The sequence below is a fragment of the Sphingobacterium spiritivorum ATCC 33861 genome (genome assembly GCF_000143765.1).
Taxonomy (GTDB): domain Bacteria; phylum Bacteroidota; class Bacteroidia; order Sphingobacteriales; family Sphingobacteriaceae; genus Sphingobacterium; species Sphingobacterium spiritivorum.
Genome location: NZ_GL379770.1, coordinates 113,852 through 139,096 on the forward strand (window position 1 = coordinate 113,852; position 25,245 = coordinate 139,096).

Sequence of the window (25,245 nt, forward strand, 5' to 3'; positions counted from 1 at the left end):
CTTTAATTGTCTTTTCTTAATGTTTCCAAATACTGTTCTAACGAGTATTCATCCGGATACAGCACCTCGCGTGCTTTACTCCCTTCAAACGGACCTACAATACCTGCAGCTTCCAGTTGATCGATGATTCGTCCAGCTCTGTTATAGCCCAACTTTAATTTACGTTGGATTAAAGATGTTGATCCTTGCTGATGCATAACTATTAAGCGGGCAGCGTCTTCAAACAGCTGATCCCTGTCATCCATATCAAAATCTGCCAGTCCACTACCTTCTCCGTTTTCATCAATGTACTCCGGCAGCATGAAAGCTGAAGGATAGCCACGCTGACCACCGATATAATCGGATATCTGATCTACTTCAGGCGTGTCAACAAAAGCACATTGAATACGAATCAGATCACTTCCCGTTGACAGTAGCATATCTCCGCGACCAATCAGCTGATCTGCACCTCCTGAATCCAGGATAGTACGTGAATCGACTTTGGAAAGAACCCGGAAAGCCAACCTGGCCGGGAAGTTAGCTTTGATCGTACCTGTAATAATGTTAACGGAAGGACGCTGTGTCGCAATCACCAGGTGGATACCCACTGCACGAGCCAACTGCGCTAAACGTGCAATCGGTGTTTCTACCTCTTTTCCTGCTGTCATCATCAGATCGGCAAACTCATCTACTATAAGAACTATAAATGGTAAGAATCGATGACCCTCCTCAGGGTTTAATCTGCGATTGACAAATTTTGCATTATATTCTTTTAAATTACGGACCTGACCATTTTTAAGAAGGTCATATCGCTGGTCCATTTCGATACAAAGTGAGTTTAACGTGTTGATTACCTTTTTGGTATCTGTAATGATCGCATCATCTTCTCCCGGAAGTTTGGCAAGGAAATGACGTTCAATTTTTTTGAATAATGAAAGCTCGACTTTTTTAGGATCCACCAGTACAAACTTTAATTCCGCAGGGTGTTTTTTGTAAAGCAGAGAGGTCAGAATCGCATTGATACCAACAGATTTACCCTGACCGGTGGCTCCTGCCACCAACAGGTGAGGCATTTTTGCAAGGTCTGCAATATACACTTCATTTGAAATAGTCTTACCCAATGCAATAGGAAGATCCATATCTGTCTTTTGGAACTTTTCGGTAGCCAGTACAGAACGCATAGATACCATCTCAGGGGTACTGTTAGGTACTTCTATACCAATAGTTCCTTTGCCGGGCATTGGAGCAATGATACGGATTCCCAATGCTGCAAGGCTTAATGCGATATCATCCTCCAGGTTTTTTATTTTTGAAATCCGGACACCAGGTTTGGGGATGATTTCGTAAAGCGTTACCGTTGGTCCGATGGTAGCTTTGATATGCTCAATTTCAATGCTGTAGTTACGTAGTGTATCTACAATCTTATTTTTATTAGCTTCCAGTTCTTGTTGGTTAATGGTAATCTTACCACTACCATAATCTTTCAAAAGCTCCAGGGGAGGGTATTGATAGCCGGACAGATCCAGCTTTGGATCGTATTCCCCAAACTGAGCAACCAAATCATTGGCTGTTATCGGTTTTTCTTCTATCACCTTTTCTACCCGTAAGACAGGACTTGCCGGGATATCTTCTTCCATCTCCTCTTCCTCAGCATCCGGATGATCAATCGTAAACGAGATATGAGGAGTAGAATTTGGAACTACTTCCGGTTCTTCTTCAATGGATAAGGTTGGCTCCTCCCTGCGAACGTTATTGTTATAAGTCTCTTCTGGTTCTCTGAACTGGTTAAACTCCTGTACCGGAGCTTTATCATTCAGATCTATCGGATCGATAACATATTCTTCGTCTTTGAGTATACGTGTTTTTTTAGAATTGTTTACAGGATTGTTCTCTACATCATCTGTATCAAAAGCAAGATCCTCATCATATATTTTCTTTTTGGACTGGAAAGTGAATTTCAAATCCAGGTTATAGATCAGAATGAGGACGGTCAGATATGCGAAGACAACAATTCCGGCTACACCCGCACTTCCAATCTGTGCTTCCAAAAGTCTGTTGGTCCAGAATCCGAATTTACCTTCCAGAATATGGGGCGTCTTGGCAATGAAGGATTGTAGAAAGCCTAATGTTACCGAAACATAGATAATAGCGATGGAAGAGTAAAGGATGGATTTACCTACAGGAAGTATATTTTTGCGATATAATAATCTGTATCCTGTTACAAAAAGAATAAATATAAAAATGAATGAAGCAATACCGAACCATTCATAAATAAACTGATTAGCTAATAAGGCTCCGAACTTTCCAAGTTTATTCTGTACCACAGGAAGATCAATGGCATCATTGTCAATTTCTTCAGCTGTACTGAATAGCGTACTCCAGCTTCCGTTGGATTTTGAAATATAGCTTTGATCTTCTTCCCAGGTGAAAAGGTAAGAAACAAAGGCTATGGTGAAAGCGAAACTCAGAATAAATAAAAATACACCTAATATTTTCATTATCTTTTCCTGGGTTTCGCTTAACTGTACAGGTTCCGAAGGTTCTTTGTAACTTTTTGTATTATAGCTTTTTGAAGAACTTTTGGGGGATTTCTTTGATGAGTTTTCACCACCATAGTTCTTAAATGTATTTCCTTTATTTAGCATGAAAACAATAATAATGTTCTTAGTACAAACTTAACGATTTTATATAGAAAAAATCAGACCAAAAAACCAATTGTTTTGGTTCTGTAGCATTTCTAATGTAATATACGTTTTAGTTATCAAAATGTGATTTTTGAATAGATAATGCGGTATGAATAGCGTTAAATTTCTTTTGGGTAGTTTTCTTTTATGTTTGTTCCTGTTTGCATCCTGTAGTCTGGATAATGACGACTACGGATACGGTGAATTGTCAGGTACAGGAGCAATCAATGCTGTGCCTACGGCAATCAAGTTGGATATTGGTCTGGATCAGCATAAGCTCAATCTTTCTAACGAAAGTTTTGATTTTGGGGATTATTTGCCTTATCGGAATGCTTTTCCGGGTAATCGCCTTGTAAGGGTTTTTGATCGGGACAGTATAGGGAAGGGAGCACTTGTTTCAAAGCAGGTAGCTTTTGCTCCGGGTAAAATTTATTCATTATTCGTCGTTGGTGATACGAAACTGGATGTAGTCAGCTATGAGGACAAATCAGATATTCCGGCAAAGGGAACTGCCAATGTACGTTTCATCAATCTGAGTCCGGATGCACCTGCACTTAATCTGGGATCTGAGGGGTCGGATACTTTGCTTGTAAAAAATAAGTCTTTCAAAGAAGCCAGTGCTTATCTGACCCTGCAGACAGGGAAAAAATATAAGCTCTTTATTACATCAAATATAAACAGAGAGTTGGTCAGTTTTGAGTTTGAACCGAAAGATCGGTCTATCTATACCATTTGGTCAAACGGTTTGATCAATGCGACTCCTGCAAAAGAGAAATTTAAATTCGGGTATAAGATTATCCAGCATTTAGAATAAACTTTATACATACAACTCAATACAAACGAAGAAGGGCTTCCAAAATTTTGGATAGCCCTTCTTTTATTTTATAGCTTTGATTACTCGGCTATGATAAGATAGTAATTCTTTTTACCTCTTTGAGCAATGATATACTTATTGTTGATCAGATTTTCTGTAGTAAAGGTTGCATCCGTTCCGGACACTTTTTCTTTGTTTACAGATACGCCACCACCCTCAGTCATTTTTCTGGCTTCACCTTTTGAGGGGAAGATCTGGGTTTTTGTCGCTAATAGATCTAATATATTAATCCCTTCTGCAAGTTCGCTCTTACTGATCTTAAATTGAGGTACTCCGTCAAATACATCTAATACAGCGTTGTGCTCCAGATCGCCTAAGAAATCAAGAGAACCGTTTCCGAACAGGAATTCAGATGTTTTGAGTGCTGTCTCATAATCTTTTTCCGAGTGTGTACGGATCGTGATATCTTTTGCAAGTGCTTTTTGTACGGTGCGGGTATGAGGAGCAGCATCATGTTCTGCAATGATTGCTTCTATTTCTTCTTTTGGTTTTAGCGTAAAGATTCTGATCCAGTTTTTGGCATCATCATCTGTTGCATTCAACCAGAATTGATAATATTTGTAGGGAGTTGTTTTCTTTGCATCTAACCATACAGCGCCAGATTCTGTTTTTCCAAATTTCTGACCATCTGATTTTTTGATCAATTGTGTCGTAAGTGCAAATGCTGATCCCTGATCCTGACGGCGGATAAATTCAGTGCCGGTGACGATATTTCCCCACTGATCTGATCCGCCCATCTGTATTTTACAATTATGATGTTTCCATAGATAATAGAAGTCATACCCCTGGATCAGTTGATAAGAAAATTCTGTAAACGATAGTCCATTTTCACCTTCAAGACGTTTTTTGACAGAGTCTTTAGCCATCATGTAATTGACTGTAATCAACTTACCGATGTCGCGGATAAAATCCAGGAATTTGAAATCCTTAAACCAATCGTAGTTGTTGACCATCTTTGCATCCAGTTCGCCTTCGCCAAATGTTAAGAATTTGCTCAGCTGATGCTTAAGGCTTGCAACATTGTGATTTAAAGTTTCCTCATCAAGTAAGTTTCTTTCGGCCGATTTGAATGAAGGATCGCCGATCATTCCGGTAGCCCCACCAACCAGTGCAACAGGTTTATGACCTGCGTTTTGAAAATGAATAAGAGTCATGATCTGTGTAAGGTGGCCGACGTGAAGCGAATCACCTGTAGGATCAAAACCAATGTAACCGGATACTTTTTCTTTGTTTAACAACTCTTCAGTTCCAGGCATGATGTCTTGTAACATGCCTCTCCAACGTAATTCTTCTACAAAGTTCATAATAATACGGATAAGAAAATTTTAATTAAGTTGCAAAGATAGTAAGATTAGCTGTATCTTACGTCAAGATTTAAGATATTACACTTTTTGTGTGATTTTATTAAGATCAGAATGAATTTTCTCTCGCATTTTTATTTTGAAAGGTATGCTACCCAGCCCGAACGCGTGTTGGGCGGAATATTGCCGGATCTGCTGAAGAATGCGGATAAGAAGTATATGTTTCACCCCAACCGGTTTGAAACTATATTGCTTGATCACCCACAATATAAGCCTATTTATGAAGGCTGGAACAGGCATCTCGAGGTTGATCGCATCTTTCACAACACACCGTTTTTTTTTGATCATACCCATCGTTTACGCATTAAGATACAGGATAGTCTGAGTGGATTACCTGTTCGCCCTTCATTTTTGGCACATGTTGCGCTGGAACTGATTCTGGATCATCTCTTGTTAAAGCATCAGGTAATTAATGTAGACCGCTTCTATGAAGACCTGGAAAAGGTGCATCCGGATACAATTATTAAGTTTCTAAAAATTGTAGGATTAGAAGATACGACTAAATTTATGTCGTATTATGAGCGGTTTGTAAATTCTAAGTATACATATGAGTATGCAGATATTACCAGAATATCACATGCATTGTTTAATATTGCAAAACGAATCTGGGATTTTGAACCGGTAGCCGGGCATCATCTCAAACTTACAGAAGAGTTGATCATGTACACAGATAAACAACTTACTGATTATAAAAGCATCTATTTTGAGATTCAGGATAGACTTTCTTTAGCAGAATGATACTAATTAATAAACTTATAAAGTAACCTGAGGTTGCAATCTTAAAATTTACAGACAGTATGGGAAATCAACTTTTCAGAAAGAAAAGCATAGATCAGATTATTAGTGATTCTGAACATGGGGGTTCAGGATTATCCAAGATTCTTGGTGTCAGGGATCTTGTTTCTTTGGGGATTGCAGCGATTGTAGGGGCTGGTATTTTCAGTACGATCGGACTGGCCAGTTTCAATGGCGGACCTGCGGTTTCACTTCTTTTTGTTTTTGTGGCTTTTGCCTGTGTTTTTACAGCACTTTCGTATGCACAGTTTGCAAGTACCGTTCCGGTCTCCGGAAGTGCGTATACATATGCATATGTTGCCTTTGGTGAATTGTTTGCCTGGATTATAGGCTGGGCTCTGGTACTCGAATATGCCGTATCCAATATGGTTGTCGCTATATCGTGGTCCCAATATTTTGTATCCATGCTGGAAGGCTTTGGTATACATGTGCCCAGATGGCTCTCTATGGCACCCGCCTATGCGATCGAAGCGAATCAGAAAATGCTGGAAGTTGGGGTTGATAAACTGACAGGTATTGATAAACTGGCACTGGAAGCGTATGTAACAGCACCTCGTATCGGAAATGTGCCCATTATCTTTGATCTGCCTGCAGGCGTTATCACTTTCCTTGTGACTATACTTGTCTATGTCGGCATTAAAGAGTCTAAACGAGCCAGTAATATCATGGTCATGATCAAGGTCGGAATTATACTGGCTGTAATCTTTGGTGGACTATTTTTTGTCAAACCTGACAATTGGACTCCGTTTGCGCCAAATGGACTGGGAGGTGTTATGAGTAGTGTCGCTGCGGTTTTCTTTGCATTTATAGGATTTGACTCCATTTCAACTACAGCAGAAGAGTGTAAAAATCCGCAACGGGATTTGCCGAGAGCAATGATATACTGTTTATTGATCTGTACGGTACTTTATGTCGCCATTGCTTTAGTCCTTACCGGAATGGTAAATTATACTGAATTGAATGTAAAGGATCCGCTGGCTTATGTTTTCCAATATGTAGGATTCGATCATATGGCCGGTATTATCTCTGTCACTTCTGTGATTGCCATAACAAGTGCTCTTTTGGTATATCAGCTGGCACAACCGAGAATATGGATGACGATGAGCCGTGACGGACTTTTGTGGAAGAAATTTGCAACTATTCATCCTAAATATAAAACACCTTCATACGCTACAGTCGTGACGGGTATTGTAGTTGCTGTGCCCTCTCTGTTTTTTAAAATGGACTTCTTTGTGGATCTGACCAGTGTGGGAACATTTTTTGCTTTTATTCTGGTATGTGCAGGGGTTCTTTATATGGATCATTCCGGACTTTCAAAAAAATCAAAATTCAGAGTTCCTTATGTAAACGGAAAATATCTTGTGGGGCTGGGCTTCCTGATCGCAATGGTCTTATTGTTTGTATACGGACAGGATACGATTACCGAATGGAAATCTATGTCTGCACTTTATATATTAGAGCATAAATCTTTAGTTATTATTTTCTGGTTAGTCTGGATAGGTATGAGTTTTTACGCTTTCCGGTTGAACTTCTCTTTACTGCCGACTACAGGTATTCTGATCAATCTGTATCTGATGACTGAACTGGGAGCCAGTAACTGGATTATTTTTATATTGTGGCTACTTGCCGGATTGATTATCTACTTTATGTATGGTTACCGACATTCCCGATTAAATAAAGAAGCAAAAGCAATAGCTGAATAGAAAAATTAAGGGCCTCCGATTTGGAGGCCCTTAGTTTTTTAGTTGATACGATTGATAACAACTTCATGTGTTCTCGGTATGCTCAGCGGCACACGTTCTATAGTAACAAAACTTGCATCCAGACCAAATCCTTTTTCTTCAGACAGACTGAATTTCTTGAGAATTTTATAGATCTCAAAGATAATACGTTCGTGCCATTTCAGATCATTAGTCTTGGATAACACTTTTTCCAGGATAACAAATCTGAAATCTCCGGGGATTTTATATTTTTTCAACGAATCATACTGACTTACAATATCAATCTCCTTGCGTTGTACCATGTCTTCCACTACTTTTCGGAACAGCAAACTGATGCGTTGTTCTTCTCTGAATCCAAGCTTAAAGTCTATACGGATCAATTTGCCTGGAATAATCTGTTCTACTGTATACTCCCGGGTATGTGGATTATCCATCACATCTACATGCACCAGCCAGTATACATCTGCTTTCTTAGGCTTTTTATTGATCATAGAGTAAATGATCTTATATTCTATCTCATTCCTGTTGTTTGCACTGGTCAGATACACCAGTTGTGATGCGAAAGTAGGAATAGTAGGATCTTTACTCATTTCTGAAATGATGTCATTATAATCCCTGATATTAACAAATTTGACAAAGCGGTTTTTGATTTTTCTGGCGTTATACCAGGCATACATGACCGCTATCAGTGCGAGAGAGAGGATTAGCGTCAACCAGCCTCCGTGTGCAATTTTTACAGAGTTACCTGCCAGGAATCCAAACTCGATAAAGAAATAGAAGCCTATAAATAAGAAAATCAGATATTTGTTTACTCGTTTCCATCTCAGGAAGAATCCCATAAGAATAGTCGTTGTGATAAACGTCGCATTGATCGCCAGACCATATGCCGCTTCCATATTGCTGGATTCTCTGAATACAGCAATGATCAGCATACATCCCAGCCATAGTATCAGATTGATGGAAGGTACATATAATTGTCCTTTGTGATCACTTGGATAACGTATGGTGACTTTGGGCCAGATATTAAGGCGTACAGCTTCCGAAATCAATGTAAATGACCCTGATATCATCGCCTGACTGGCAATAATAGCTGCAATGGTCGCGATGACAACGCCATATCCCAGAAACCATTCCGGCATAATGGCATAAAACGGATTTTTCTCTCCGATCTGGGTTCCTGAATGCGCCAGTAACCAGGCTCCCTGTCCAAAGTAATTAAGCAATAAGCATATTTTTACAAGTATCCAGCTTATTCTGATATTGGCTTTTCCACAGTGTCCCATGTCGGAGTAGAGCGCTTCTGCACCTGTCGTACATAGAAATACACCACCAATAATAAACAACGCATTTGGCGTGCTTACGATTAGTTTGATCGCATAATAAGGGTTGATCGCTTTTAGCACTTGAGGGGCTGCATCAATATAGCATAATCCAAGGATACCTATAGTCAGAAACCAGGTAAGCATAAGCGGTCCGAAGACTTTTCCTACGATGGAAGTCCCAAAGCGCTGGATCAGAAACAGTCCTGAGATAATAACGATTACAATAGGTACTGTCTGGATGGTAGGATTGTTGATTGCCAAACCTTCTATTGCTGAAGAAATGGTGATAGCCGGAGTCAGCATACCGTCAGCCAACAGTGTGGAAGCTCCGATGATGGCCGGGATAATAAGCCACTTGGCCTGCCTCTTGACCAGTGAGTAGAGGGAAAGTATACCTCCTTCACCATTGTTGTCCGCATTCAGGGCAATCAATACATACTTAACTGTAGTTTGAAGGGTGATAGTCCATACGACACAGGATAATCCCCCGAGGACGAGGTCTGGTTCGATAGTTCCTTTGTTAATAATAGCTTTGAATACATAGAGCGGGGAAGTTCCGATATCTCCAAAGATAATTCCTAAGCTAATCAGTAAGCCGCCGAGGCTTAACTTTTGAACGTCGCTCGCGTTTTTTGTTGACATTCTAAATAAATTTAATGACTAAATCTTCAATTTTTCGCCTGTTAATCAGTATTCTTGATAACAGAATTGAACTGCCAAAGTTTGGTTTTTTTTGTGACAACGTCAAGAGTTGTTAAAAATTGTTAAAGCCATTAAAAATCGTCCGATTAATTAACGATCAGATAAAAAAAAATCTATTTTTGTATGAAGATAATTGAGAAAAAGGTTTATATTTGATTAAACCAATTAACAATACAACTGTCTCAGATATATGATGAAATTTTTTACTAAGATACACATTATTAAAACCCTTACGAACGCACTTGTGCTTATGGCAAGTCTGAGCTTTGCTTGGGGTTCCAATATGGTATTGGCGAGTGATAGTTCATCAAAAAAAATGGGCCATATGTATATGGCATCCAATGCCTCAAAGGCTGCTAAATATTTCAATAACGAATCTTCATACGACTTTAGTATGTCAGCTGCGAAAATTTTTTCTGCAGCAGAATCAGACAAACTGATCAATAATGTAAAAGTATTCTACAATCCTATTGCTGAACAGGTAACTGTATCCTTCAAATTGGGTAAACAGAATGCGGTCTCCATAAAGGTCATGGATGCGTTAGGTAATGAAGTTTTAGGACTTATGAATAATACGCTTGATGCCGGCAATCAGAATCTTGCGTTTGAAACTAATGGCAAGTTGTCCTCAGGCTTTTACTTTGTGAGAGTTGTAGCAGGAACGGAAACAGTAATTAAACGTATATCGGTCAGATAACAGTCTGTTTTATAGATAAGAGATAATTATATCACGACATAAAAAAAGCGGGACTTCTAAATGAAGTCCCGCTTTTTTTATACTGCGGTTTCTTGTTCTTCAATCCAAAGCCCGTCGCCTTTGATGATATCGATGAGTTCATCAAGAGCATTTGCTGAACTTACATTTTTCTTGACTACTTCTTTACCGCGGTAGAGCGTTATTTTGTCCGGGCCTGCACCAACATAGCCATAGTCCGCATCTGCCATCTCACCAGGTCCGTTTACGATACAACCCATGATGGCGATCTTCAACCCTTTAAGGTGATTAGTCCGTGCACGGATCATCTGCGTGGTATCTTGCAGATCAAATAGAGTTCGTCCACAACTTGGACAGGAGATATACTCTGTTTTGGATATACGTGATCGGGTAGCCTGTAGAATTCCAAAAGATAAGGATACCAGTCTGTCGATAGGCGTAGCAGGTGAATCCACCCATATGCCGGAGCCCAGTTTGTCAATCAGTAAGGCGCCCAGATCTGTTGCTGCATACAGCTGAATCTTGGAAATCGGTTCTTCCGGATTCATAATATCTCCGACCGGACCTGAAAATTCTTCTGCCGGATAGGATCTCTTTATAATAACAGGATTATCCAGCCCTATTTCCTGAAGATTGGCGAAAAACTGACGCTGATCTGCCATCCCGTGAATATGATCCGTTTCCAATATAAATACAACAGTGTTATCAATAGCTGAATTGCCGAAAATTTCGGATTCCAGATCATTATTTTTTATATATATCAGATTGAGTACAGGATCTTTTCGAGATGCTGCATTAAACTGTTCCAGATCAAAGACAGGGTGTATATTGGTTGGATTCGCAATCGTTAGCCATGTTTTATAATTATAAAGCTGCTTCAGATTCCCAGGCATAGTGAAAGAAGGTAACTGATCTCCCAGAAATACAAAATCTACCGATTGTTCGCCCATATGATACTTGTCATTGAGTATATCATAGCGGTATCCCGTAGCCGTGAGTATATTCGGATCTTTCAGGTTAGATGTGGAAATATCAACAATGACACGTGGAACGAGTGAACCACCAATGAAAGTGTTGACTTCTCTGGATTCGTAAGCTACTGTTTCGGAAGAAGGATTAAGCTGTATTATTTCCCTGCTTTGTGTAGTTGCATCCTGCAGCATTTTAGCCCGTTTGCTGTAGCGGTTTACGAGAGCTATAGCGACAGGAGCTTCTTTTTCCGGTTCTTCGGTTAATGATACGCGTACTGTATCTCCCAGACCATCTTCTAACAATGTGCCGATACCAACAGCCGATTTGATACGTCCGTCTTCTCCGTCTCCGGCCTCTGTGACACCCAGGTGGAGGGGATAATTCATGTTTTCGATGACCATCTTCTCGACCAGCATACGATAAGCCTGTACCATTACCTGTGGATTACTGGATTTCATCGAAATGGTCAGGTTGTAAAAATTAAGATCTTCACAAATGCGTATAAATTCAAGTGCTGATTCGACCATTCCTTCCGGTGTATCTCCGTAGTGGCTCATGATACGGTCAGACAATGAACCATGATTTGTACCTATACGCATGGCAGTGCCATACTCTTTACAGATACTGACTAACGGAGTAAACTTTTTATAGATGCGGTCTAGCTCAGCCTGATACTCATCTGCAGAATAAGAAAGCTGATCGAACTTCTTTTTGTCTGCATAATTCCCGGGGTTGATCCGTACTTTTTCTACGATTCTTGCCGCGACTTCTGCTGCATTGGGTGTAAAATGGATATCCGCAACTAAAGGAACATTATAGCCCCTGTTGCGGAGTTCTTTTTTAATATTTGCAAGATTTTCGGCTTCTTTTATACTTGGTGCAGTGATACGGACATATTCACAACCGGCATCTACCATGCGGATAGTCTGCTCTACAGAGCCCATTGTATCCATGGTATCTATAGTGGTCATACTTTGGATACGTATGGGATTGTTTCCTCCCATAGGTATATCTCCGATATTCACTTCCCTGGTTACCCAGCGGCTGTAATCTGTTTTAGAATTACAATATCCTCCGGGTAAGCTCAATAAATTACTTGTATCCATATCTACCACAAAGTTATGGATTCTGAAGTAATAATTTCGTAAGATTTAATATTGAATGATCTTGAAAGAAGTGACTCCTGCGTCAATAACAATATTGTATTTTGAAGTAGCCTGTGCATAATTAGCTGTTTCACTTACGCCGTCACCTTTTCTCACAAAACCGCTGCTCAATTCTATAGATGAGAGTCCGCTGTCTGAAGTTACCTGACAAGGTACATCTTTAGGGATCCGGATTTCGACAGAAGAAGCTCCCGCATCTATATTTATCGTGGAGGTTTCTACAGGTCTGCCAAGCTTCATATTTACGGAGCTTGCTCCGGTATCAAAGTTGATGTTTCTTATTTTAAAAGGAGAGAGGTCCATCTGTACGTCTGAAGCACCGATATCAAAGTTTAGATCCCAGACCACATCTTTATTCAGTTTGAATAATGTTGTATTATTTTTGCTGCGTCCTTTTTTTCTCTTTTTCCCTGTTAAATCAACCGTTGCTGTGCCGTCTTCGGCAGAGTCTGATGTGAGTTTAAGAAAATAAGAGTCCGAAGAATTTCCTGCTTCAAATAATAAACTGCTCGGCTGACTGGACAGTTTTAGATTTGTCGTGCCTATATCAAAGTTTGCTTTAGCTACTGATAAATTTTTAGGAAGTTGGATCGCGAGGCTTTTACTTGAAGAGGAAGGAATTGAATCATCCACTTCATCTGTGCTTATATGAATATTAGATCCCTTGAAAAATCTGGAAATAAGGCTTTCATTCGGAGTTGTAAAGCCGATAAATACCAGAAATCCTAATAGCAGACAGGTAAACCCTAATTTGGCGATCTGTCCGGATTGTCCATTAGGCATAAGCATATTAATACCTCCCAGGATAATCAATAATGGCCAGTAACGAATGATTTCAAGCCAGTTGAACTCAATGATGTCCAGGACATCAAGAAGCAATATAATCCCCACAAAAAGAAAGATAAGTCCTGAGGTAATTCTTTTATTGTTCATTATGTTTTATAGTTATGTTGTCGATTCTAATTGTTTAACTGAATCAAAATTAAAGTGAAGATGATAAAAAAAACAATGTAATTAGGTTATTTCCTGCATTTATTCGGTAAATGTCTTAAATCTGTCGGTGAAAAATTAATATTCAGGTCTGTAACAGTAATGCCTTTGCGAGGTAACATGTTTTTGTGGGATTATGCCTATATTCGTTTATATTTTGATATAGCAGGGGAATGGGGTATACGAATCCGTCAGAAGAAGGCGTTTTATAGCAAATAATGTACTAAAAGAATTATATGTTGATTTATCATATCGGAAAATACATTTTACTTTTAAAATCAGTTTTTAAAAAACCCGAAAAGGGGAAGATCTATTGGAAAGAAACCATGTTTGCAATGACCGATATCGGACTTGGTTCGTTAGGTCTGATCGTGATAATCTCGACCTTTATCGGTGCAGTAATGACCATGCAGATCGCCTTTCAGCTGGTGTCCGATCTGATTCCGAATTCGATTATCGGACAGATCAACCGAGATTCCAATATTCTGGAATTGGGGCCTACGATCTCTGCATTGGTGTTGATGGGTAAAGTAGGTTCATCTATTTCTTCACAGATTGGTTCCATGCGGGTGACAGAGCAGATAGATGCATTAGAAATTATGGGGATCAATGCTCCCGGCTATTTGATTCTGCCTAAGATACTGGCTGGTATTACGATGATCCCGGCTTTAGTTATCGTGGCAATTTTCTGTGCGATATTGGGCGGACTTTTAGGAGGAGCATTATCCGGTGCAGTTAGCACAGCCGATTATATACAGGGTATTCAGGGTAGTTTTAATGGATTTACAGTATCCGTTGCTATGGTTAAGGCGGTAGTCTTTGGATTTATTATTACCTCAGTGCCTGCTTATAAAGGTTTCTATGTGAGCGGAGGTGCTCTGGAAGTGGGTGAGGCGGGTACGCAGGCAGTCGTGATTGGCTGTATTACTATACTGGCTAGTGATTATTTGATCACAGCTTTAATGTTGTAAGGAAGATGATTGAAATTCAGAATATTCATAAAGCATTTGGTGAGAAAGAAGTATTAAAAGGAATAGATGCTATTTTCGAACCGGGGAAAGTAAGTTTGATCATTGGTGGTTCCGGTTCCGGAAAAAGTACATTACTCAAATGTATAGTTGGATTGCATAATCCGGAACAGGGGCGTGTGTTTTTTGATAAACAGGAATTTACCAAGATGAGCTTTGAAGAGCGTGTGCCTATCCGGAAGGAGATAGGTATGCTTTTTCAGAATTCAGCACTTTTTGACTCCATGACAGTAGAACAGAATCTGATGTTTTCATTGGATATGTTTACAGAGATGTCAAAAAGCGAAAAAATGGACCGTGCAAATTTCTGCCTGGAAAGGGTCAATCTGAAGGGAACTAATAAATTGTTTCCGGCCGAGCTCTCAGGAGGTATGAAAAAAAGGGTTGGGATTGCCAGAGCAATCAGTATGGGACCTAAATACCTTTTCTGCGATGAACCCAACTCCGGCCTTGATCCTGAAACTTCTATTCTGATCGATGAATTGATTCAGGATCTGACTCAGGAGTACAAATGTACAACTGTTGTCGTGACGCATGATATGAATTCGGTAATGGGTATAGGCGAATATATTCTGTATTTGTATAAAGGTGAAAAATTCTGGGAAGGTACCAATCAGGATATTCTTCAGTCAGACGTCAAGGAGTTGAATGATTTTGTATTTGCAAGTCCGCTGATGCAGGCAGCCCGTAAAACGATGAAACATGATGGTTAATGATCTTCGTGTTATAGTTTTGAATGATTAACTGTATCTTTGCTGCAAATTTTTGATTTTGAAAAATACTGAAATACAATTACTGACTCCTCAGCATTGGAAGGATTATGAACTCATCGATTGTGGTGATTTTGAAAAACTGGAGCGTTTTGGTCATTTGGTACTGATACGTCCGGAACCGCAGGCTGTATGGCCTAAGACACTTTCTGATGCCGAGTGGACAAAAAGATATGATATTCGATTTAAAGGTCGTTCTGCAACTTCGGGGGATTGGGTGAAAAAAAATCCTAAAGCGCAGGATCGCTGGCATATCGAATATAGAAATAAAGATGCTGCAATTAAATTCAGACTGGGACTTACCTCTTTCAAACATGTGGGTATTTTTCCGGAACAAGCTGTTAACTGGGATTATATCTCAGAATCTGTACGCTCTTTTAAAACGGACAAACCTAAAGTCCTCAATCTGTTCGCATATACTGGTGGTGCATCATTGATTGCAAAAGCTGCGGGTGCTGACACTACGCACGTAGATTCTATCAAGCAGGTGGTGACCTGGGCTAATGAGAATCAGGAAATTTCAGGTCTTGATAATATCCGCTGGGTGGTAGAGGATGCTCTTAAATTTGTAAAGCGGGAACTTAAACGCGGAAATACATATAATGGTATTATTCTGGATCCTCCGGCTTACGGACACGGTCCGAAAGGGGAGAAGTGGAAACTGGAAGACCATATCATGGAAATGATGAAGGATGTGGTGCAGCTATTGGATCCGAAAGAACATTTCCTTATTCTGAATACCTATTCTTTAGGTTTCTCTTCCGTTATTGTTGAAAATCTGATCAGAACTGCTTTTCCTAAAGTGGAAAATCTGGAAATAGGAGAGCTCTATCTGCAAGCTACAGCAGGACCTAAATTACCGTTAGGCGTGTTTGGTAAATTCAGAAAGATTGCTAAAGACTAAATATTTATTATGGTATGCAGCGATAGTGTAATAAATCGCTGCATACCATACCTGATTTTTGAAAGCCAAAGCCTATTTTTAACTCAGGGACAGGGTTTCCAGCTCCTGTTCGATCTCATCAAGCTGATGAGGAAATGCCGCCAATACCGAAGCCTGAAATCCTGTCAAATCTTTTATTAAAGTCCTGTAATAGTTAATTCCCTCCTTTAACTGAGTCTTGAATTTATCCAGATACTTAATCTTTTTATCGTCCACCTCCAGCTTATTCACATCTATATATTTCCGGATATGATCCATGTAGAGTCTAAGCTCATTGATAAACAGAATAGGGCGTTCGGCAGACGGAATCAGATTGTCACGTCCATAAATATGATTGACCATCTGATCTAAGGAAAATATACCTTTGAACCAAAAAGTATTAGGTCCGGGACAGATAGCTACTGCGGCAGACTCTTTCGGCTTAAGGATATCATACTTCAAATATGCCGGGGTTGCCAGACCTTCACACAGGCATGTTTTTGCTGTAATATCCCGGAAGGCCCGTTCGTATGCTTCGGTTGTCAATTGCTGCTGATCAAGCTCCTTTAATTTCATGTGTTGATATTCACGGGAAGCGGTACAGATCGGTTGTGCTGTGTATGCTGTACTGGATACCAGATATTTCTTTTTGCATGGACTGCCCGGACGACCTTTTTCAATCCGCTGAATCCTAAGTTTCTCTGCAGAGCTTTGTCTGAAATTGTTGAACGGAACACCCAAAGGTGAAGATTCGCTGATGTAAAAATCATCTGCTTTGGATTCAACCAGAGCCTGTAGTGTATCATTATCTACTGTAGTGGCATCAGGAACCAATAGAAATGGCGATCCCCAGCCAACCGCATCAAAATCGTAATGACTCAATAAAAACTGATGTTCGGCCGCAGTGCCGACGCCTCCCTGTACTGTGTACCTGATATGTGGTGCTTGTTTACAAATGATATTCTTTGCTTCCCAGTATTTGCGGTACGTATCAAATAACTCTTCTTTTAATTGTTGCTTTTTGTGTTTAAATTCAGCCAGTATCGGACCAATGAGATAACCGTCTGTTGCAAAAGCATGCCCCCCGCAGTTTAATCCGGATTCTACTCTGAACTCCGATACCCACAATCCTTTTTTTGCTAAGAATCTGGCTTGTATCATAGCAGAGCGAAAATCACTTACTTTGAGCGTGATCTTTTTCTCAAACTCCTGATTTTCCTTTGGCTGGAAGGCTGCCAGTTCAGACAGGTAGCTATACAGACGCGGGTTCATACCGGCTGATAATACAACGGAAGAATTCAGATCTGAATTGGCAAAACCACGTAATGCAGCCAGTGCATCTGCATATTTTTCGTCTAAAGCCTCACCATTAGGAGCAAAATTAATTTTATCCACTTTGGACATGATATTGACATCGATATCTCCGGGTTGAATACAGGAGTGCAATTGTCGGGACAGATGATTTCTGTTTGTATTATCTGTTTCTTTCAGCATCTGATCGTATTGCGCCTTGATAGGATTGTTATCAGGGAGAAGATTAAAGTAACGTGCAACTTCAGCGTTTGCCTCCATGAGCTGGGCACGCATGCCGGCTGTTTGTTCTTTTACAAGTTGCTTTACCAGATTAAGGTATGCTGTAATACGTTTTGCTCTAAAATCCTGATCTTTTTTAGTAATAGGAAGAAAGTCTATATTATTCAGTTTGCTGTAGTATGCCCGGATACGTTCTATAAGTTCGTCATCCACAATAGAAATTACAGATGAAATACCGTATCTGGCAACTTTGAGAGGAGAATCTATAGAAAAGGCTAATCCCAGTACAGGAATGTGAAAGGAGTGCGTCATTATTCAGTTCTTATTTCGATACGAAATAAGTGATAATTATGCATGTAAAAAGTAACTGGGTAGCCTAGTAAATAGTGATGTTGATCATATTTCGCTCACCACTATTCAAAAACAACTGTTTTATTGCGGTCCAGCATCACCCTGTCTTCCAGTAACAGACGGATTGCTCTGGCAAGTACTGCTTTTTCGATTTCTTTACCCGCAGTCATCATATCCTGCACAGTATAGGTGTGGTTGACTCTTCGGGTATCCTGTACGATAATAGGTCCTTCATCCAGATCGTCTGTTACATAATGTGCTGTTGCACCTATGATCTTCACTCCGCGGGTATGTGCCTGCCGATAGGGATTAGCTCCTATGAAAGCGGGAAGAAAAGAGTGATGGATATTGATAATCCGGCCCTGGTACTGCTGCACAAATGTCGGAGAAAGGATTCGCATGAACTTGGCCAGGATAATATAATCAAACTCATATTGGTCAATTTGTGCTGTCAACCGGTCTTCAAACTCCTCTTTACTAAGGTTTTCATGTGAAACATAGTGATAGGGGATGTCAAATTTTCGGGTGAATCCTTCCAGATCACTGTAGTTTCCTATTACGGCCTGAATATCCGTGTCCCAGGTTTCGAAATGATGGCGTATCAGAATGTCAGCCAGGCAGTGGTGCTCTTTGGTGACCAGTATAATTATTTTTTTTCGCTCTGAAGGATTGATTTTTATGCTGGCATTATCCGGAAGACTTTGTTGTAAAGCTGAAAATAATTCTTCCGTGTTTTCGAGTTTTCCCGTACATACCACGCGAACAAAAAACTTACCGGCTTCCTCATCCACAAATTCACGCATGGTGACGATATTCAGCCGGTACTGTGCCAGTGCATTAGCTATTTTTGCAACTAATCCAACGTCGTCCTGACATTGGATTAGAATCAATATGGGTTTAGTCATTAAGGTTAGGTTCCATTAGTACTCAACTATACCGCTTGTTTCGTCAGCTCTGCTTCCAGATCGACTTCTACACGCAGATTGTTGACAATATGTTTCTGTCTGTCCGGCGTATTTTTTCCCATGTAATATTCCAGCAATTGCTGAATTTTATTGTCTTTGGTCAGAATAACAGGATCCAGACGGATATCCTTACCTATAAATAAACCAAATTCGGATGGTGAAATTTCACCCAAACCTTTGAAACGTGTGATTTCAGGTTTTGCACCTAATTTTGCAATAGCCCGTTGGCGTTCTTCATCCGAATAACAATATATCGTTTCTTTTTTATTCCGTACACGGAAGAGAGGAGTCTGTAAAATAGCTACATGCCCGGCTTTGACAAGATCAGGGAAGAATTGCAAAAAGAAGGTCAGCAATAGCAGGCGGATATGCATACCATCGACATCGGCATCAGTTGCGATTACAATGTTGTTGTAACGAAGGCCGTCCAGACCATCTTCGATATTGAGTGCGTGCTGTAAGAGGTTAAATTCTTCATTTTCATAGACAATCTTTTTAGACATGCCGTAAGAATTTAAAGGTTTACCTTTCAGACTGAACACAGCCTGTGTCTGTACATCACGTGATTTGGTTATCGATCCACTGGCCGAATCTCCCTCTGTGATAAAAAGGGTAGTCTCCTGGTTACGTTCGTTTTTGTCCGAAAAATGTACTTTACAGTCTCTGAGTTTGCGGTTGTGTAAGGAAGCTTTCTTTGCACGTTCATTTGCCAGTTTCTTGATTCCGGCAATATCTTTACGCTCCCGTTCGGATTGCAGGATTCTTTTTAATAAAGCATCTGCGGTATCCGAATTGCGATGTAAGTAATCATCCAACGCTTTTTTGAGGAAGTCATTGATAAATGTACGTACTGTGGGACCATCAGGACCTATGCTTTGAGATCCTAATTTTGTCTTTGTCTGAGACTCGAAAACAGGCTCCTGAACTTTTATCGCAATCGCTCCGATAATGGAGGAACGAACATCAGCAGCATCGAAATCTTTTTTGTAAAATTCACGGATGGTTTTTACCAAGGCTTCTCTGAATGCCGCCTGATGGGTACCTCCCTGCGTGGTATGCTGACCATTGACAAAGGAATAATATTCCTCACCATATTGCTGACCATGGGTCAGCGCTATTTCTATATCCTCTCCCTTTAGATGTATAATAGGATAACGCATAGATTCAGTATCTATATTGCGCTCCAAAAGATCCTTAAGTCCATTTTCAGAGATAAATTTCTGACCATTAAAGTTAATCGTCAGTCCTGAGTTCAGGAATACATAATTCCAGATCATATTTTCTACAAATTCCATACGGTATTTGTAGTTTCTGAAAATACTGTCATCCGGATAGAAGGAGACCGCCGTACCGTTTCGTTGAGTAGTCTCTTTCTTTTCATCAGTGACCAGCTCGCCTTTGCTGAATTGAGCTATCCGGGTTTCACCCTGGCGGTAAGATTGTACTGTAAATTGTGTTGATAGTGCATTTACTGCTTTAGTACCAACCCCGTTAAGTCCTACGGATTTCTGAAAAGCTTTACTGTCGTATTTACCTCCGGTATTGATCTTTGATACAACGTCTACTACTGATCCGATAGGAATACCACGACCATAATCTCTCACAGATACCTTGTTTTCATTGACCGATATGTCAATGATCTTACCAGCTCCCATTACAAATTCATCGATGGAATTATCCACTACCTCTTTGAGTAGTACATAGATACCATCATCATACGCTGATCCATCTCCCAATTTACCAATATACATTCCGGGACGTAGACGGATGTGTTCCTTCCAGTCCAGGGATCGTATGCTGTCTTCGTTATATGTAGTCATAAGGTCTTGAAAATGTTGAAAGCAAAAATATAAAAAAATAAATCGAATATAGGGCAGTATGGCTATAAATAAACCTAACCCTATCAAATCAGGCTTTTTTTATGGGAATCCGTAAACTAAAAAACAGCTTTTACCCTCATTCTACCTGCCAATTATCCTGTAAGCGTTATTTTCTCCTAAAATAAATTTTAGAACACATAGCTGTAATTGTGTAAAAAAATAGAATGTAACGAGATATACATTTGTGATAGAATCAATTGTTTGTTTCATAACTTAAAAACAAGATAATGTTTTACAAATACCGTACACACAAATTAGGAATACTGATTCCTTTGTTAAGCATCCTGTTCACAGCATGTGAAAGCAAACCTAAAAAAGAAGAAGCGGCTGCTCCGGCAGCTGCAGGCAAATTACCTGTAGACGTAATTGTGGCACAGGAGCAGGAACTCGATCAGCAGGAAATCTTTGTCGGTACGCTGTTACCTCTTCGCGAAATCTCAGTTGTAAGTGAAACCGCACAAAAAATAACTAAAGTGGCTTTCACAGATGGCAGCCATGTTAGTCAGGGAGATGTATTGTACACGCTCAATGATGCTGATATCAGATCCCGCCTCAGACAGGTACAGGCTGAGTTGAAACTCGCCCTGCTGAACAAAGACCGGATGACCAATCTCCTGAAAACAGAAACGGTACAACAGCAGGAATACGATGAAGCAGTTACACGCGTCAACTCCCTTGAGGCACAGCAGGATTATTTGCAGACAGAGCTTGCTAAGACTGTTATTCGTGCACCATTTTCAGGTAAGGTAGGGATTACCAAAGCATATCTGGGAGCTTATGTATCACCCGGAACAGCTTTGGTAAACCTTCAGGATCAAAGCAGTATCAAAATTAATTTTACGTTACCGGAAAGGTACCTCCCTTTAATAAAAAACGGTACCCCGATTAAATTCAGTATCGGGCCTTCAGAAGAGCAATACAGTGCCAGCATTACCGCTACCGAACCGGGCCTTGATGCACAGGGTCGAAGTCTGGAAGTACAAGCTGTAACTAACAACAGCAGTGGAAAATTTCGTGCCGGACAGTCCGTCAAAGTATATTTCAGTACTGAACAAAAAGGAACTACAGGTGTCATGATACCTACCGAAGCACTTATGCCTGGTGGGAAAGGTTATAATGCATTTGTCATCAAAGACGGTATAGCCAAGCCTGTACCTGTAACTATAAGCAACAGAACGGAAACAGAAGCCATTATCACTTCCGGAATCAATTCCGGCGACAGCATTGTAGTTTCTAATATGATGCGTATCGGCGATGGCACTCCTGTGCAGGCTGTTGTAAAAAAATAATCCATCTCAATTTGCAACATTATGAGTATATCATCTTTAAGCATAAAAAAGCCGGTTTTAGCCGGTGTATTTTCCCTCCTGATTGTCATTTTGGGCGTTGTTGGATGGAAACAACTGGGGATTCGGGAATTCCCGCTAACAGAACCGCCCGTTATTTCCGTTGTCACTTTTTATCCGGGAGCAAGTCCTGATGTAATCGCGTCTAAGATTACGCGGCCTATGGAAGAATCCATAGCCGAGGCAAACGGGATACGTACCATATCCTCCGAATCTAGAGAACAGGTAAGCGTTATTTCGATAGAATTTAATCGGGAGATGGATATCGAAGATGCCCTGAATGATGTGAGAGATAAAGTCTCAAAAGCACGTAAACAGCTTCCGGCGGATGTAGATCCGCCCATCGTACAAAAAGCTTCCTCTCCCGACAATCTTGTAGCCTTTCTCGAAGTTGAAAGTGATACCAAAGATATTAAAGAAGTAAGCCATATCGCTTCTACTGTTATCAAAGATCGTGTGCAATCCATTCCCGGTATCAATAATGTCGCGATCGTAGGAGAGCATAAATACGCTATGCGTTTGCGCTTTGACCCGATAAAACTGGCGGCGTATAAACTTACTCCGGAAGATATCCGTCAGGCATTGTTACGGGAGAATATAGATGTTCCGTCCGGTCGGGTAGAAGGAAATAACAGTGAGCTGAGTATACGGACGCTGGGCAGGCTGACTACAGAAAATGATTTCGCTGAAATGATTGTCAAACAGACTGAAAACGCAGTTATCCGGCTCAAAGATGTCGGTTCGGCAGAGCTGGGAGAAATGAATGAACGTACAGCGATCATCAATGAAACAGGAAACCTCAATCGTGTCGGTATCGGTGTCGCTATACAGATACAGCGAGGAGCCAATGCTATTCAGGTAGTGGATGAATTTTACAAACGTCTTGAGCAATTACGCAAAGATATTCCATCAGAGTACCGCCTTATTGTGGGGTTCGACTTTACACAATCCGTACGCGAATCCATCAAAGAGGTAGAAGAGACACTCTTCATCGCCTTTGGTCTGGTAGTCATTATTATCTTTCTGTTTCTGAGAGACTGGCGTTCTACTATTATCCCCGTTATCGCTATCCCGGTATCTATCCTGTCGGCCTTTTTCATTATGTATGTTTCAGGCTTTTCCATCAATGTCTTGACCTTGCTTGGACTGGTACTCGCCATAGGACTGGTGGTGGATGATGCAATCGTAGTACTTGAAAATATTTATAAAAAAATAGAAGAGGGCATGCCGCCGATACAGGCAGCCTTTAAGGGTTCCAAAGAAATATATTTTGCCGTTATCTCTACGACTATAACATTGGCGGCTGTATTCTTACCCATTGTATTTATGGGTGGTATCAGCGGTCAGTTATTCAAAGAATTTGCTATAGTTGTTTCCGGTTCAGTATTAGTGTCGGCATTCGTTGCTCTTACGCTGACTCCTATGCTTAGCGCCTATTTTCTTAAAAAGAAAGAAGGTCCGGGATGGTTTTACCGGGTTACCGAACCTTTCTTTGTTCGCATGAATAATGGATATGCTCATTTGCTCAAAGCCTTTATGCGTGCCAGATGGCTGGCATGGATATTCCTGATTGTCACTACAGGGCTTATTTATTTTGTAGGTAAAAAATTACCTTCTGAGCTTGCTCCGATAGAAGACAGATCCAATATGAGCCTTATTGCCATAGCGCCTGAAGGAGTTTCTTTCGATTATATGAAAAAACATATGATCGAAGTCGGTAAATATGTGAATGACTCTACAGACGGACTTTATCAGACTTATTCAATGGTTGCGATATCCTTCATTCCGGCACCTGCGCCCGTTAATGTTGCTGTACAAAGTATCTATCTGAAAGATCCTAAAGAAAGAAAAGCCAGCATACAGGATTTATATAATCAATATGGAGCGGCTTCAGCCAATTTCAGAGGATTTCTCTTATTCCCTTACCTGCCACCTACCATTGGTTCGCGTTATGGAGGAGGTATGCCCGTACAATTTGTATTACAGGCTCAGGATCTGGATACTCTCACTGCAGCACTTCCGAAATTTCTGAATGCGGTACGCCAAAGTAAAAAACTGATGTTTGCTGATGCAGATCTAAAAATCAACAAACCAGAAATAAAAATCAACATTGACAGGCAAAAAGCCGCCCTTATGGGGGTTTCCATAGAAGAAGTTGCCCGTACATTGCAGCTGTCACTCTCCGGATTACGCTACGCCTATTTCCTGCGTAATGACAGGCAATATGAAGTCATCGGACAAATGAAACGTGAACTGCGAAATGATATTACTGATCTTAATTCCATATATGTACGCTCTAACAACGGACAATTGATCCCTCTCAACAATCTCATTACTACGGAAGAGGCTGTAAGTCCTGCAGCTATATACCGTTATGATCAGTTCACCTCTGCTACCGTATCAGCAGCTCCGGCTCCTGGTGTGAGTCTTGCAGAAGGTATACAAGAAATAGAACGAATAAAAACGGAAGTACTGGGTGATAACTTCAAAACGTCATTAGCCGGCCAGTCTCGTGACTATAGAGAAAGCCAGGGTAACATAGCTTTCACACTAATACTCGCTCTGGTGATTATCTACATGATTCTGGCCGCACAATTTGAGAGTCTGCGTGACCCGCTGACCATTATGCTTACCGTACCGATGGCGGTCACAGGAGCTATCCTCAGCCTCCATTGGTTCGGTCAAAGCCTTAACGTATTCAGCCAGATAGGTATTATCACACTGGTAGGGCTCATTACGAAAAATGGTATCCTGATCGTAGAGTTTGCTAATCACCTCAAAGACACCGGGCTGTCTAAATTTGAGGCTGCGATACAGGCCGCAGAACAGCGGTTTCGTCCTATCCTGATGACCTCGCTTGCCATGATATTCGGTGCGCTGCCTATTGCACTGACTGCCAACAGCCGTCAGTCGCTGGGAATAGTTATCGCAGGAGGATTAGTGTTTTCAGGTATACTCACGCTATTTATTATACCGGCCGTATACTCTTATCTGTCCAGTAGCAAACGTAGAAAAGAAGTCGTAGAAATGGAAGATAGTGAAATAGAAACTAGCCATGAATAATGACAAGATAAATATAATAAGTCCGGCTATCTCCCCGCAGTTGATACCTATCCAACTGCGGAGGGTGATAGGTGTGAAAACAGAACCAAAAAAATCGGCTAATCTT

General features: G+C 40.6%; 17 protein-coding genes. 9 read left to right on the forward strand and 8 right to left on the reverse strand.

What is annotated here, in order from left to right:
• Window positions 1-2: 2 nt before the first annotated feature.
• On the reverse strand, window positions 3-2,624 hold the full coding sequence (locus HMPREF0766_RS00545) for an FtsK/SpoIIIE family DNA translocase (RefSeq protein WP_002992807.1): 2,622 nt from the start codon (window positions 2,622-2,624) through the stop codon (window positions 3-5).
• 148 nt (window positions 2,625-2,772) lie between these two features.
• On the opposite strand from HMPREF0766_RS00545, the gene HMPREF0766_RS00550 reads away from it, so the two are divergent.
• A complete protein-coding gene (locus HMPREF0766_RS00550) occupies window positions 2,773-3,477 on the forward strand; it encodes a DUF4397 domain-containing protein (protein ID WP_002992809.1) in 705 nt (234 codons plus the stop codon).
• A gap of 80 nt (window positions 3,478-3,557) precedes the next feature.
• Here HMPREF0766_RS00550 and tyrS read toward each other — a convergent pair whose 3' ends face one another.
• Entirely contained in the window at window positions 3,558-4,841 is a 1,284-nt protein-coding gene (gene tyrS / locus HMPREF0766_RS00555; RefSeq protein ID WP_002992810.1) for a tyrosine--tRNA ligase, read from the reverse strand.
• Window positions 4,842-4,952: 111 nt separating this feature from the next.
• Between tyrS and HMPREF0766_RS00560 the strand changes: the two genes are divergently transcribed.
• Window positions 4,953-5,636, forward strand: a complete 684-nt coding sequence (locus HMPREF0766_RS00560; protein ID WP_002992812.1) for an ACP phosphodiesterase — start codon at window positions 4,953-4,955, stop codon at window positions 5,634-5,636.
• A gap of 59 nt (window positions 5,637-5,695) precedes the next feature.
• Window positions 5,696-7,396, forward strand: a complete 1,701-nt coding sequence (locus HMPREF0766_RS00565) for an amino acid permease (protein WP_002992814.1) — start codon at window positions 5,696-5,698, stop codon at window positions 7,394-7,396.
• Between the two features lie 38 nt (window positions 7,397-7,434).
• Here HMPREF0766_RS00565 and HMPREF0766_RS00570 read toward each other — a convergent pair whose 3' ends face one another.
• Window positions 7,435-9,378: a KUP/HAK/KT family potassium transporter gene (locus tag HMPREF0766_RS00570; RefSeq protein WP_002992816.1), complete on the reverse strand. Its 1,944-nt coding sequence runs from the start codon at window positions 9,376-9,378 to the stop codon at window positions 7,435-7,437.
• 250 nt (window positions 9,379-9,628) lie between these two features.
• Here HMPREF0766_RS00570 and HMPREF0766_RS00575 point away from each other — a divergent pair, with 250 nt between their 5' ends.
• Entirely contained in the window at window positions 9,629-10,135 is a 507-nt protein-coding gene (locus HMPREF0766_RS00575; RefSeq protein ID WP_002992818.1) for a T9SS type A sorting domain-containing protein, read from the forward strand.
• Between the two features lie 77 nt (window positions 10,136-10,212).
• Here the strand turns inward: HMPREF0766_RS00575 and ispG are convergent, their stop codons facing one another.
• Both ispG and HMPREF0766_RS00585 read right to left on the reverse strand, forming a co-directional pair.
• The gene (gene ispG / locus HMPREF0766_RS00580; RefSeq protein WP_172462541.1) at window positions 10,213-12,231 is read right to left on the reverse strand and encodes a (E)-4-hydroxy-3-methylbut-2-enyl-diphosphate synthase; all 2,019 of its coding nucleotides are present in this window, start codon (window positions 12,229-12,231) and stop codon (window positions 10,213-10,215) included.
• A gap of 45 nt (window positions 12,232-12,276) precedes the next feature.
• The gene (locus HMPREF0766_RS00585) at window positions 12,277-13,224 is read right to left on the reverse strand and encodes a LiaI-LiaF-like domain-containing protein (RefSeq protein ID WP_002992822.1); all 948 of its coding nucleotides are present in this window, start codon (window positions 13,222-13,224) and stop codon (window positions 12,277-12,279) included.
• A gap of 293 nt (window positions 13,225-13,517) precedes the next feature.
• On the opposite strand from HMPREF0766_RS00585, the gene HMPREF0766_RS00590 reads away from it, so the two are divergent.
• From HMPREF0766_RS00590 to HMPREF0766_RS00600, 3 genes are read left to right on the forward strand one after another with little or no spacing between them, the layout of a single operon-like run.
• The gene (locus HMPREF0766_RS00590; RefSeq protein WP_002992825.1) at window positions 13,518-14,252 is read left to right on the forward strand and encodes an MlaE family ABC transporter permease; all 735 of its coding nucleotides are present in this window, start codon (window positions 13,518-13,520) and stop codon (window positions 14,250-14,252) included.
• Between the two features lie 5 nt (window positions 14,253-14,257).
• Entirely contained in the window at window positions 14,258-15,022 is a 765-nt protein-coding gene (locus HMPREF0766_RS00595; RefSeq protein WP_002992827.1) for an ABC transporter ATP-binding protein, read from the forward strand.
• A 52-nt stretch (window positions 15,023-15,074) separates the two neighbouring features.
• Window positions 15,075-15,983: a class I SAM-dependent methyltransferase gene (locus HMPREF0766_RS00600; RefSeq protein ID WP_002992829.1), complete on the forward strand. Its 909-nt coding sequence runs from the start codon at window positions 15,075-15,077 to the stop codon at window positions 15,981-15,983.
• A gap of 78 nt (window positions 15,984-16,061) precedes the next feature.
• On the opposite strand, the gene HMPREF0766_RS00605 is transcribed toward HMPREF0766_RS00600, so the two are convergent.
• The 3 genes from HMPREF0766_RS00605 to HMPREF0766_RS00615 form a co-directional block, all read right to left on the reverse strand.
• Window positions 16,062-17,846, reverse strand: a complete 1,785-nt coding sequence (locus tag HMPREF0766_RS00605) for a hypothetical protein (RefSeq protein ID WP_002992830.1) — start codon at window positions 17,844-17,846, stop codon at window positions 16,062-16,064.
• A gap of 101 nt (window positions 17,847-17,947) precedes the next feature.
• Entirely contained in the window at window positions 17,948-18,790 is an 843-nt protein-coding gene (gene purU / locus HMPREF0766_RS00610) for a formyltetrahydrofolate deformylase (RefSeq protein WP_002992832.1), read from the reverse strand.
• 26 nt (window positions 18,791-18,816) lie between these two features.
• The gene (locus tag HMPREF0766_RS00615) at window positions 18,817-20,670 is read right to left on the reverse strand and encodes a DNA topoisomerase IV subunit B (protein WP_002992834.1); all 1,854 of its coding nucleotides are present in this window, start codon (window positions 20,668-20,670) and stop codon (window positions 18,817-18,819) included.
• A 287-nt stretch (window positions 20,671-20,957) separates the two neighbouring features.
• On the opposite strand from HMPREF0766_RS00615, the gene HMPREF0766_RS00620 reads away from it, so the two are divergent.
• Window positions 20,958-22,019: an efflux RND transporter periplasmic adaptor subunit gene (locus tag HMPREF0766_RS00620; RefSeq protein ID WP_002992835.1), complete on the forward strand. Its 1,062-nt coding sequence runs from the start codon at window positions 20,958-20,960 to the stop codon at window positions 22,017-22,019.
• Window positions 22,020-22,040: 21 nt separating this feature from the next.
• Window positions 22,041-25,139: an efflux RND transporter permease subunit gene (locus HMPREF0766_RS00625; RefSeq protein WP_002992836.1), complete on the forward strand. Its 3,099-nt coding sequence runs from the start codon at window positions 22,041-22,043 to the stop codon at window positions 25,137-25,139.
• The last annotated feature ends 106 nt before the right edge of the window (window positions 25,140-25,245 follow it).

Bases quoted from the DNA above. Each gene is read 5' to 3' on its own strand.
- HMPREF0766_RS00545 (WP_002992807.1), bottom strand. From the start codon at position 2,624: ATGCTAAATAAAGGAAATACATTTAAGAACTATGGTGGTGAAAACTCA.
- HMPREF0766_RS00550 (WP_002992809.1), top strand. From the start codon at position 2,773: ATGAATAGCGTTAAATTTCTTTTGGGTAGTTTTCTTTTATGTTTGTTC.
- tyrS (WP_002992810.1), bottom strand. From the start codon at position 4,841: ATGAACTTTGTAGAAGAATTACGTTGGAGAGGCATGTTACAAGACATC.
- HMPREF0766_RS00560 (WP_002992812.1), top strand. From the start codon at position 4,953: ATGAATTTTCTCTCGCATTTTTATTTTGAAAGGTATGCTACCCAGCCC.
- HMPREF0766_RS00565 (WP_002992814.1), top strand. From the start codon at position 5,696: ATGGGAAATCAACTTTTCAGAAAGAAAAGCATAGATCAGATTATTAGT.
- HMPREF0766_RS00570 (WP_002992816.1), bottom strand. From the start codon at position 9,378: ATGTCAACAAAAAACGCGAGCGACGTTCAAAAGTTAAGCCTCGGCGGC.
- HMPREF0766_RS00575 (WP_002992818.1), top strand. From the start codon at position 9,629: ATGATGAAATTTTTTACTAAGATACACATTATTAAAACCCTTACGAAC.
- ispG (WP_172462541.1), bottom strand. From the start codon at position 12,231: ATGGATACAAGTAATTTATTGAGCTTACCCGGAGGATATTGTAATTCT.
- HMPREF0766_RS00585 (WP_002992822.1), bottom strand. From the start codon at position 13,224: ATGAACAATAAAAGAATTACCTCAGGACTTATCTTTCTTTTTGTGGGG.
- HMPREF0766_RS00590 (WP_002992825.1), top strand. From the start codon at position 13,518: ATGTTGATTTATCATATCGGAAAATACATTTTACTTTTAAAATCAGTT.
- HMPREF0766_RS00595 (WP_002992827.1), top strand. From the start codon at position 14,258: ATGATTGAAATTCAGAATATTCATAAAGCATTTGGTGAGAAAGAAGTA.
- HMPREF0766_RS00605 (WP_002992830.1), bottom strand. From the start codon at position 17,846: ATGACGCACTCCTTTCACATTCCTGTACTGGGATTAGCCTTTTCTATA.
- purU (WP_002992832.1), bottom strand. From the start codon at position 18,790: ATGACTAAACCCATATTGATTCTAATCCAATGTCAGGACGACGTTGGA.
- HMPREF0766_RS00615 (WP_002992834.1), bottom strand. From the start codon at position 20,670: ATGACTACATATAACGAAGACAGCATACGATCCCTGGACTGGAAGGAA.
- HMPREF0766_RS00620 (WP_002992835.1), top strand. From the start codon at position 20,958: ATGTTTTACAAATACCGTACACACAAATTAGGAATACTGATTCCTTTG.
- HMPREF0766_RS00625 (WP_002992836.1), top strand. From the start codon at position 22,041: ATGAGTATATCATCTTTAAGCATAAAAAAGCCGGTTTTAGCCGGTGTA.